16 protein-coding genes are annotated in these 10147 nt (G+C 34.9%); 14 read left to right on the plus strand and 2 right to left on the minus strand.

Going from position 1 to position 10147, the window contains the following annotated elements:
• From DL92_RS21380 to DL92_RS0117625, 6 genes are all read left to right on the plus strand, one after another.
• Positions 1-180: hypothetical protein (locus DL92_RS21380; RefSeq protein WP_034469713.1), on the plus strand; the 180-nt coding region annotated here is incomplete at its 5' end.
• Positions 181-207: 27 nt separating this feature from the next.
• Positions 208-519 (plus strand): type II toxin-antitoxin system RelB/DinJ family antitoxin, encoded by a 312-nt coding sequence (locus DL92_RS0117600; RefSeq protein WP_026668453.1) that lies wholly within the window; start codon positions 208-210, stop codon positions 517-519.
• On the plus strand, positions 516-848 hold the full coding sequence (locus DL92_RS0117605) for a type II toxin-antitoxin system RelE/ParE family toxin (RefSeq protein WP_026668454.1): 333 nt from the start codon (positions 516-518) through the stop codon (positions 846-848). Before DL92_RS0117600 ends, DL92_RS0117605 begins: the two co-directional genes overlap by 4 nt.
• Before the next feature lie 297 nt (positions 849-1145).
• Positions 1146-1364, plus strand: a complete 219-nt coding sequence (locus DL92_RS0117615) for a DUF3791 domain-containing protein (RefSeq protein ID WP_026668455.1) — start codon at positions 1146-1148, stop codon at positions 1362-1364.
• On the plus strand, positions 1348-1578 hold the full coding sequence (locus DL92_RS21640) for a DUF3990 domain-containing protein (RefSeq protein WP_051625410.1): 231 nt from the start codon (positions 1348-1350) through the stop codon (positions 1576-1578). Before DL92_RS0117615 ends, DL92_RS21640 begins: the two co-directional genes overlap by 17 nt.
• A gap of 92 nt (positions 1579-1670) precedes the next feature.
• Positions 1671-1901, plus strand: a complete 231-nt coding sequence (locus DL92_RS0117625; protein ID WP_026490285.1) for a hypothetical protein — start codon at positions 1671-1673, stop codon at positions 1899-1901.
• A gap of 47 nt (positions 1902-1948) precedes the next feature.
• Here DL92_RS0117625 and DL92_RS0117630 read toward each other — a convergent pair whose 3' ends face one another.
• Positions 1949-2143: a hypothetical protein gene (locus DL92_RS0117630; RefSeq protein ID WP_026668456.1), complete on the minus strand. Its 195-nt coding sequence runs from the start codon at positions 2141-2143 to the stop codon at positions 1949-1951.
• A gap of 220 nt (positions 2144-2363) precedes the next feature.
• Between DL92_RS0117630 and DL92_RS0117635 the strand changes: the two genes are divergently transcribed.
• On the plus strand, positions 2364-4478 hold the full coding sequence (locus tag DL92_RS0117635) for a PASTA domain-containing protein (protein ID WP_196803726.1): 2115 nt from the start codon (positions 2364-2366) through the stop codon (positions 4476-4478).
• A 93-nt stretch (positions 4479-4571) separates the two neighbouring features.
• On the opposite strand, the gene DL92_RS0117640 is transcribed toward DL92_RS0117635, so the two are convergent.
• Positions 4572-4856, minus strand: a complete 285-nt coding sequence (locus tag DL92_RS0117640; protein ID WP_026668458.1) for a hypothetical protein — start codon at positions 4854-4856, stop codon at positions 4572-4574.
• 498 nt (positions 4857-5354) lie between these two features.
• Here DL92_RS0117640 and DL92_RS0117645 point away from each other — a divergent pair, with 498 nt between their 5' ends.
• From DL92_RS0117645 to DL92_RS0117675, 7 genes are all read left to right on the plus strand, one after another.
• Positions 5355-5657: a hypothetical protein gene (locus DL92_RS0117645; protein ID WP_026668459.1), complete on the plus strand. Its 303-nt coding sequence runs from the start codon at positions 5355-5357 to the stop codon at positions 5655-5657.
• A 3-nt stretch (positions 5658-5660) separates the two neighbouring features.
• Complete coding sequence (locus DL92_RS0117650; protein WP_026668460.1) at positions 5661-6035, plus strand: hypothetical protein; 375 nt, start codon at positions 5661-5663, stop codon at positions 6033-6035.
• 19 nt (positions 6036-6054) lie between these two features.
• Complete coding sequence (locus DL92_RS0117655; RefSeq protein WP_155841221.1) at positions 6055-7674, plus strand: hypothetical protein; 1620 nt, start codon at positions 6055-6057, stop codon at positions 7672-7674.
• 22 nt (positions 7675-7696) lie between these two features.
• On the plus strand, positions 7697-8260 hold the full coding sequence (locus tag DL92_RS0117660; RefSeq protein ID WP_026668462.1) for a hypothetical protein: 564 nt from the start codon (positions 7697-7699) through the stop codon (positions 8258-8260).
• Between the two features lie 44 nt (positions 8261-8304).
• Positions 8305-8676, plus strand: a complete 372-nt coding sequence (locus DL92_RS0117665) for a hypothetical protein (RefSeq protein ID WP_026668463.1) — start codon at positions 8305-8307, stop codon at positions 8674-8676.
• A 188-nt stretch (positions 8677-8864) separates the two neighbouring features.
• On the plus strand, positions 8865-9314 hold the full coding sequence (locus DL92_RS0117670) for a hypothetical protein (protein ID WP_034469715.1): 450 nt from the start codon (positions 8865-8867) through the stop codon (positions 9312-9314).
• Between the two features lie 188 nt (positions 9315-9502).
• Positions 9503-10018, plus strand: a complete 516-nt coding sequence (locus DL92_RS0117675; RefSeq protein ID WP_026668465.1) for a CbrC family protein — start codon at positions 9503-9505, stop codon at positions 10016-10018.
• The last annotated feature ends 129 nt before the right edge of the window (positions 10019-10147 follow it).

Raw genomic sequence — 10147 nt, forward strand, 5'->3', positions numbered from 1 at the left:
CGTATAATTTTCATATTGGCCATCTTCGTTCATCAGCCGGAAGCGGAGGGGAATTACTTCGCCGTTCGACTTGTGCTGGCAGATGACGTCTACAGATTCCTAATGTTGATGATGGGGGTCCCCCGTGGGGATTTATTTGGTGGACTTTTGAGACTTGTATATCGATTAGTTATACGTTAGAATACAATTAAGAAGGAGGTGAGCTTTATGGCAAAAACAGCAAATGTATTGGCAAGAGTTGAACCTGATGTAAAAGAAGAGGCGGAGAGTATTCTTAATGAGCTTGGCGTGCCGGCTTCTGTTGTTATAAATATGCTTTATAAACAGATCATAATGACAAAAGGAATTCCGTTTTCACTTACACTTCATAAGGCGCCTGTTGCATTGGATGAAATGACAAAAGAAGGATTTGATGCAATGATGGGAAAAGGACTTGAGCAGGCTAAAGCTAATGAGGGCAGAAGTGCGGAAGATGTGCTTGCAGATGTAAGAAGCAGCATTAAGGAGTGGACTAGGTGAATAATTATTGCATTATAGTGACGCCGCAAGCAGAAGAACAAATTCGTGATATTGCATATTATATTGCAGTGGATCTCCAAGAGCCAGGTGCTGCGGAAGTGTTTGTTGATGAACTTCAGGAGGCATTTCAAACAATAAGCAGTAATCCTGAGAGGCAGTTTTTGGTAGAGGATGAACCATGGCACAGTGAAGGTATTAGAAAAATCAAAGTGCGGAATTATATGGTTTATTTTTGGATAGATATAGAAAATGCATCGGTAAAGATAATCGGTGTGTGCTATTCAAAAAGAGATTTAAAGAGATTTCTTAAAGGATTGAGTTTGGAATAAGATTATATAGAGCAATTAAAATATTGTGTTTTTAGGAAGAGGTGAAAAAGCCACAAAGCAAGTAATCGCCTCTTTCTTTTTAATATGAAGACGGCGATATATTGATTTACACTTAAAATTGACCCGGGGAGGGGGAGGGTCAATTTTACTTGACAATCAACACCGTGGTTTTGATTTTTGGAGCAGTTATTTCGAGAGAGAAGCTGCTTTTTGATGATTGCAGAAAGACCAAACAAGTAGATAAATACAATAGGTAATGGTATTATTAAATAGAAGATTGTTAGAAGAGGAAATGCTATGAGCTATCAGAGAAGATTGATAAATTATACAATTGCATGTGTTAATGAGTTTGCTGAAGCTTTTAATTTAAATGTTAAAGAAGCATATAGATATCTTCGAGATTTCAAGGGAATAGAGTTCCTGAAGGATTTCTATGAGGAAGAGCATCTTTTATCATTTGATAATGTGGTTGAAGATTTACAAGCTCTTTGCCGGAGAAATGGAGGAACTATATGATTCTTTTTTGGATTCCTCTAGTCTTAGAATCAAAAATTTTGGTGAAGAAACAACGGAAGATTGGGCTCGTTTTGTAATGAATAATAGGAATAGAGGCTTTGAGAATTATTCAGATCCATTGTGCAATTTCGATTCTAAGTATGATATCGTAATTGGACCTGTTGCGGATGATAATATGGCAATGCTGTTTAGACAATATGAATATAGATTTTGATACGCTTCTTAAAGGCATGATATATAAAAAGACATCTTCACAGTATTCATTCCATACACCTGCAGCTATTTCATTATTGAGGAAAATTAGTTATGAATGAGAAAAAGCAACTAATAGAGTATGCTATTCAGGATATTGTTGAAATGATCTCGAAAGATCAGAACGTAGAATATGACGAGGCTATGAACTTCTTTTATGAATCAGAGGTTTTTGATAAGCTTCAAGATGTAGAAACAGGGCTTTATCGTGAAAGCTCTGCTTATATTTATGATTTATATAAAGATGAGTTGAACTTCGGGCATATCGTTCAAGCTGAAATATAATAATCGCCTATTACATAGAGCAGTTATCTCAAATGAGGTAGCTGCTTTTATATGTCCCTCTCTAAATCTTTCATAAACTTCTCTGCAGCTTCTCTAAAAACTGCATTAGGGGTTGTTCCTGCATCTTTACAAGCCTTTTTAAACGCTTCTGCTTCCGGTATCTTCATTTTACAACCAAGTACCGTATAATGAGCTAAATTGTATTTATTATCGGCTCGTCTCTTTGCGTCGCTTCTTGGCATAGCGTACCTCCTATTGAAAAAATTTCTACATGATATCTCTCATTTCTTTTTTAATATCATTTTACAAAAAATGTGGGGGACAATAAGGGTTAATATTATTATTTTATCGTATTTTAATAAATGCTTTTAGGATATGATGAGATAATATAAATGTCTTTCTATGTACGGGTATTTTAAGAAACTTATTGTATTTGTGAGAGAAATATATGAGGGATTCGTTATGAAATACAGCGTTCGTATCATAGTCATTTTTTTATTGAGCTTATTGATTCTAGCGGGATGCGAAGAAAATTCTAAAACTTCTATGGTGCAATCATCAGAACAGGGAACAAATCAAGAATCTGATAGTGAAGGTGACGTAGCTTCATCAGAAGAATCTGTGATTGTGATGCATAAGCTCTATTTTGACGTAAATGTTACTTCTTCTGAAGATGTCTTTCAAAACCATTCCATTGAATTATACCTTGATGAACAGCCATTCCATAAATTTGAAGATGGTAAATATTATACGGAATTAGCAGAAGTTGAAGAAGGGAATCATGTTATTTCATTTAAAGTAGATGATGCTATTCTTAATGATCTCAACCAGAACGTTAATGTAAATGCTGATATGAGTATAGTATTTACGCTTGGTTTTAATGATTCATTGGATATTACTTCCTTTGGGACAAGTGAATCAATAGCAGATTCGGCTATAGTTTACGATAGTATGGAGAATGTTGCTTTGGATAAGGCAATAGAGGATCTTGCTAACAAGCATTTTGTCAATGTCAGGTATGAATCAAATGATTCCACAAGTATACTTGATACTTCTGAATGGCTGGTTGTAGGGCAGAATGTTTCTCCGGGCTCACAATTGGATAAGGCGGAAGAAATAGTTTTGACATGTCGGAAAGTATATTTTCAGTTGTATTTTGATTTGTCATTTGATCAGAATATATTTTTGGCAACGTATGATATAGAAGTGTATTTAGATGGGGAAAAGATAGATACAATCCCTCATGGTAAGAATTTTACCTATTCGACAAAGTTAAAGGAAGGAGAGCATACTGCAACATTCTATAAGAGTACTGATAACAAAGTATTTTCTGAAAAGAAGATAAATATCACGACTGATTCGACTTTGAGCGGAAGATTACACTCTAATAACAAAGATATCGAGTTGAACAATTTTGTGCTTAATAATGGCATTGCGGATACTTCTTTTGAAGTGGTGAATGTTGTTGGTATGCAGCTTGATAAAGCTTTATCTGTGCTTGGCGGAATTGGATTTACCAATGTAGTTAAAGAACCTTCCGATGATATCTGGATGGATTCTAATTGGATAGTGACAGCACAGAGTGTTTCTGCAGGAACAAAAGTAGATAAGAACACGAAAATTGTTTTGAATAGCGTAAAAAAGGAAGCTTACCTGTCTTCAAATTATGTGTCATTAAATATGAATGATGCAGCTAAAAAAGCAAAGGAGTTAAACAATGAGATTCTATATGTTGATTACGCTAAGAATATGTATATGACCAATAAGATATCAACTATGGATGAAAATGAGAAAAAACTATGGATTGTCAAACAAGCTTCGTTCAACAGTGAAGGCAAGATTCAGCTTGATTTTATATATACGGGAATGGTAGAGATGCCGAATTTAATGGCTAATAATTTGGCAGATGCGCTAGTGACTCTGAAAAATGCTGAATTTTCAGATGTTGAAAGTAAAACTCAAGATGGAAGTTATATTTGGGATAACTCTGATTGGAAGGTGGTTTCACAGAGCGTATCAGCAGGAACAAAAGTAAATGCAAATAAAAAAATAGTAATAACAGTGGGGAAGAATGATGCGGTTCAGGCTACAACGCAAACTTCTTCGCCGCCGCTGAAAGAGGAAACACAAGATTCATCAGATGCAAGTGCAGAAAAAGAGGCGAAAGCCGAAGAAAATTCTGTTGATTCTTCATCTACAGAACCTGAATCTGTTACGGAGATAAAAAAAGCAGAAGTGGTTTTACCTGATCGTAGCAGTAAATTAGGCAGGGATTATGATTCAAAGGGAGACAGTACTGTATACTATATTAATGTGGATGGAATTTCAAACAAACCAAAACTCAAAAATTGGGGAAAGGCTACAGTTACAGATGGTGTTGCAGAGTATCTGGATAGTCTTAAAGAGCAAAATTTTAAGGTGGAAATAGTAAGTACAGATAAGCAAACGCCCCATTCGGGTTTTACCATATATGACTCTTCATTTAAGGTTTCTAATAGTGAAATAAGCTGGACCATGGATTTATCCATTGAAAGTGAGAAGTATGTAGAATACGAGCTTGATATACATCTTCCATAAGGATATCTGTGGATGGCTCAGTTTAAATCAGCGAGATTTAAAGTAATATTAGAGAAATTGGCACCTGTACAGAATGGATTCTGTGCAGGTGTTTTATATCGCAATCCGCCACTTACTGTTATGTGTATCAAAATATAACCGTACCTTCCGCTTGTAATCAAGTACGACAACAATACATTCAAAAACAAATGTGGAGTAAGAAACATAGAGCCCGTCCGGAGTAGTATAAGGCCCCGGATGGGTAATTGTTCTATAACCTTTTATCGTATAATTTTCATATTGTCCGTCTTCGTTCATCAGCCGGAAGCGGAGGGGAATTACTTCACCGTTCGACTTGTGCTGGCAGATGACGTCTACAGTTTCAATCACTCTACTCATAACATATAACCTCAATCAAAAAAAGAACTAACGTTCGGGTATAAATATAATATACCTTTGACACGGATGTTTCAATAAAGTTCTAATAAAAAATGTAAGCGGTAATATAAACGCGCATCGCGAAATATCAAAATTAAAAAAAGAACCTATTAGCATAGAGGAGTGGCTAATAGGTTCTTGCGTTCTATATGGCATATAGAACATCTTGGAGGCTTATATATTTTAAGGTTAGAAATATATAAGGCCTGAGCTGGGAATTTATAACAAAATAACGTTAACACATTCTTAAAGTGAAATCAATCTGAATCCTATTTATATCCGATAGAATTATAAATTTCCATAAAAACATCTATAGACCTATTCCGAAATATAGAAGCTCCTATCCCACTATTTTTCTAATATTCTAAAAAAGAACACCCGGATGACGAATTAACATTGATAAAGACTATCTCACATGATAAGATGTTAATAATTATTTTATAATAAGGAGCTATTCTTATGGCAGAAAAAAGCGTATACATAGACACGCGGGTGTTTACAGATATTGTTAATGAGATACAGACCACTTCAGCTAATTGTGTTCTTTCAAAGGATCCACTCAGCAAGGTGAATGTTTTTGAAGGCATGAATGTTGGACGTGAGATGAATGAGATTCTTAAACTTTTCTATAAATCCACAGACACATACAGGCATGAAGCTTCTGAATGTCTTCCAAGAGCACTTCTAACAATCCGAGACAGTATGATCGAGCAGGATAGGATCCTCAGCGAAGGGCTTACTGTAGAAACAAAGCGGAGGTAATAGATGGGACTTCATTCAAGATTAGCAGAGAAGGAACATGAAAAAAGAGAATATGAACGTGATCTTACCGAGTGCGAAGAAGCATACGATTTTATCAATCAGAAACGCAGAATTATAGAGGAAGAGATATATCAGCCGGATAAAGCCTATGATATGACAAGCTCCGGCGATTGGTATGGAAAACTTGAACAAGACGCAGATAGTTTCAGAAATGATCTATGTTCAAAGACAAGCATAATACTGAGCAATACATCAGAGCACCTGAATGATCTGCAAAAAGTAATGGAAAGACTCCGGGAACTTATCAGAGAATGTGAAGAAGAAATAGCAGCTCTTGAGGAAGAAATCCGTGAAAGGGAGCGAAGAGATAACGCATGAAAAATTTGGAGTTAATATAATGGGAAAAAGTTGGGATACTAAGAAGATACATGATTTTATAGAAACTTTTGAAAATGCAGCTCATAATTATATGGAAGGCATAGGCTATCTTCAATCAGGCTATGAAAAATATCAGAATAACGAGACATTCGTAGGCGGAGGCGCTGAAGCTACTAAGAGATTTATAGGCACGAAGCAGTCTGAATTTAACCGCCAGCAATACGAGCTTTCAAAGGAAATGATCAAGAGATACGTTGATCTTGATGAAACTTTTAAGGTTATGGTCGATCCTGCCGATGATGCTAAGATAGATACCGATGTAGTAGGAAGGACAAAAACACGTTTTCAGAGGCAGCTTGAAGAGTATGAAAGTCTGGCTTTTGCAATCCAGCAGAAAACAATGGAAGATGTCGATAAATTCAGAAAATACTGCGGAGACATAGAAGAAGTATATGTAAGGGATACTTTAGCTGACTATGATGAATTTTGCGGCACCGGAGGTTTTCTTTATGATTGCATAAAGAAGGTTGAAGAATTCGACGACGAAGCAAGCAATCGTCTGTTTAATTCAGGTATTAAGGATGCTATTCAGGGACATATAGAAGAAATATCAGATAAAGCGGCAGGACTTGATTCAATACATTCTCATGCTGTTGAAATTGATAAGCAGACGATAAGTCTTGTGGCACTCGGAACAGATGCAACTTTGAATTCAATTAATTTGGCGCCGAGATTGATGGCTTCAAATAGAATAAGCCTTGTTTCACCAAGGTATAAAACGCCTAGAAAATGGTCTTTGGTAAAGAAAAAGTTTTCTATTGATAATATAAAATCAAATGCTGAAATAAATGAAGTTAAATACATAGAATCTATGGAAAAATTATATGGATTTAGCAAAGAAGAATCGAAGCTTTTTAATGATGCATATTTAAAGCATTGTGAACATTATAAAGATGCAGAAAAAACAGGAAACAGAGAAAAAGCTGATTCTTTTTATACTGCACTTGCGTGTTTGTTCACTCAATATTCGGCAGATTCATGGCAATTTAAACTTATGGGAAATAATAAAATGTCTCCAAGTGAAGCTGTTGCATATTTTGATGCTATTGGCGCAGATGGTAAAGCGCTTTATGATGCGGTAAATAATCAACATAATACTTGCCAAAAAAATGAAAAGCGTGATTTTGCGCATGAATGTGCTATATATTCGGTGATGGCAGATGACAATATCTATAAAGGTGCAGCTACATTAGACGATAACGTAGGTGAACTTGTAGGATTTAAAGGTGATGTATATTCCGGAAGTATGGGTGATGATGATAAAATGTCAGATGTTTCAGCATACAATATATATTATCGTATGAAAAAAAGTGAAGATGGTGATATATGGAACACCATGGTTGAATATAATATAGATGTTTGTGATGGTTCTATTAATGAAGCAACAGAATTTTTGCAAAACATGGGCTATGGTAATGCTAAAATTGGAATGACAGTACTAAAAACAAAATTGAATTATAAAACCGCTTCTGCGCTTCTCATAACAGCAACCTCTAAGACCAATCTTACTAAAGTCAAGAAGACAAAAGAGGAATTTCTTGATTATATAGCCGACGAAAGCGGAATAGACTGGAAATAATTTTTTTAGCGGGAGAATAAACATGCCACAAAAAGTACTCAAAAAAATAATATGTATTGTATTTTTCGCATTTATTATAGCGGTAGCAATATATTTTTTTATTAACTATAAAAAAGAAATGATAACAGAAAAAGCTAATAAAGCTGGTGAATCTGTAGAGTTCTCTGGGTATAAAAACTTTTCTATAAAAGAAGGAGCTGTTACATATTTTTATACCCTTGGCATTGCAAAGGTCAAATTTATAAAATATGAAATTGTTGTTGAAGAACCTGATAAAAAAGTAAAAAAGGGAGAGCTTACAGTTAGCGTACAGAACAAAGATAAAGATGGAAAACAAATTGAAGGCAGTTACGATGATACTCGAACTTTAATAGCAGACGACGGAACAGAAAAAAATATGCATTCGGGCATGTTTTTTATATGCAATAATAATTTTGATAGATCATCTTTGGTTACTACCGGATGGATAGATGCTGAGCAAAAAGCCATTGAAGCATATGAAAGTGTTACAGGTTATGTTCCGGTAGAAGAATTAAAACAATATTACAATCGTGCTTTAACTATTTGCAATCAGCTAAACGAGTAATGTAAGAATTAAGTGTTTTTGTATATATTGTCGGAGGTAGGACATTGAATCGAAGTGAAAAACGTCTAGAAATAAAGAAACTCGATGAACAGCTCAAAGAATATGAGAACGACCTCATTATGCTTGAAGAAAGTTATAAAGTAATAAAATTAGATTACGAGAGTATTGTTAAGGACGTTTATGAACCAACAAAGACTTATGACATGACTCCACTTAAGATATACGGGAATGATATATACGAAGGAGCGGAGGAACATCGGAAGAAGATTGTTGTGGGAATTCGGAAAAACCTTAAGGATACAGAAAAATTCATGTCTGAACTCTTAGTTGCTAAAAAAAATATACAAAAAGCAATACAGGAATGTGAAGGTAAGAAGAAGGCTTTTGAAGCAGAACTTGATATTTCAGTATTGTAATATTATGGTTCAGTCAGATTAAGAGATTTGGCTGAGCCATTTTTATATCCATATTCTTCAAACTAGATGCAACACCATATACCGGTCAGAGTAAATGCATTTAAAATTGCATTTACCTTGAAAAATAACCTAATTCATTTTCTGAATATAATAACTGATACACTGTAATTATACGAGGAGAAACTATATTGAAAAATCAAGTTTTTTTAAAAATTATTAAATTTATTCCCGCATTAATAATAGCAGGAGTACTTTTGCTATATATTTTGTGTCCTATCAATAATGATCATGTCGCAAAAAATATTGTAAATGAATTACAACAGATTCCTCTTCCCGAAAAAACAGTAATAGTTGAAGAAAAATCTATGGCGGCGAAACTGTGCGGAAATGGCAATGGAATGCAATATTTTGGTGCGCTATTAATAAAAAGTGAGTTGTCACAAGATGATTTAAATTTATACTATGCTCAGTTTAATGAAAAATATCATGTTAAACCTCAAAGTGATAGCGAAATAAAACAAATTGAAACGCAGATTGTGTACTTTGACACAAACATTGATAGTGACAATTATTACATTTTATATACTTGGGGAGACTATTATGGGATATCTAGTGAATTTGATTTGAGGGGGCATTGAGAATATTTCGTAAATATTAAAATCATTCAAATGGTTTTATATACTTCGTGGAAAGTGATGGTAATTCTTATAGGAATAGCTGCATTGATCATATTTTTGGGAGCAGTTATTCGTGGTTCAATAGAAAGTGAAGTCAGAGATGCTAGGAGAGAGGCACGTAAATGATTTTATGAATGGAGACGCGTTATATGGATAAGAATAAATTACCTAAGTTTAAATATCACCCCAATGTTTATGAAAGTGGAGAAGTAAAGTTTAGCAAGGGTGTTTGTAATTGTTGTGGCAAGGAAGTAGAAGCTTATGTTCAGCATATGTATACAAGGGCGAAGGTAGATTGTATCTGCATGGATTGTGTTGCAAGTGGCAAAGCGGCTGAAAAGTTTGATGGTTCTTTTATTCAGGACGCTGATTCGATAGATAATGAAGCTGCTACAGAAGAATTATTTTGTAGGACGCCGGGATATGTGAGTTGGCAAGGTGAAAACTGGGCGGTTTGTTGCAATGATTATTGCGAATATATTGGTACGGTAGGGACAAAAGAATTGGATGAACTAGGCATTGCGGATGATCTTTTTGAAGCAGACGGCTCTTTTGATGGATATGATAATGCACGTGAGTATCTGGTAAAAGATGGGAGTCTTTGTGGTTACTTGTTCCGCTGTTTACATTGCGGAAAATACTATTTGCGAATAGATGCGGATTAAACATTATAGAGATAGAGCGGGCAAGCGCTTTTATATCGCAATCCGCCACTTACTGTTATGTGTATCAAAATATAATCGTACCTTCCGCTTGTAATCAAGCACGACAACAATACATTCAAAAACAAATGT

This window comes from Butyrivibrio sp. AE2005 (genome assembly GCF_000686965.1).
Classification (GTDB): domain Bacteria; phylum Bacillota; class Clostridia; order Lachnospirales; family Lachnospiraceae; genus Butyrivibrio; species Butyrivibrio hungatei_A.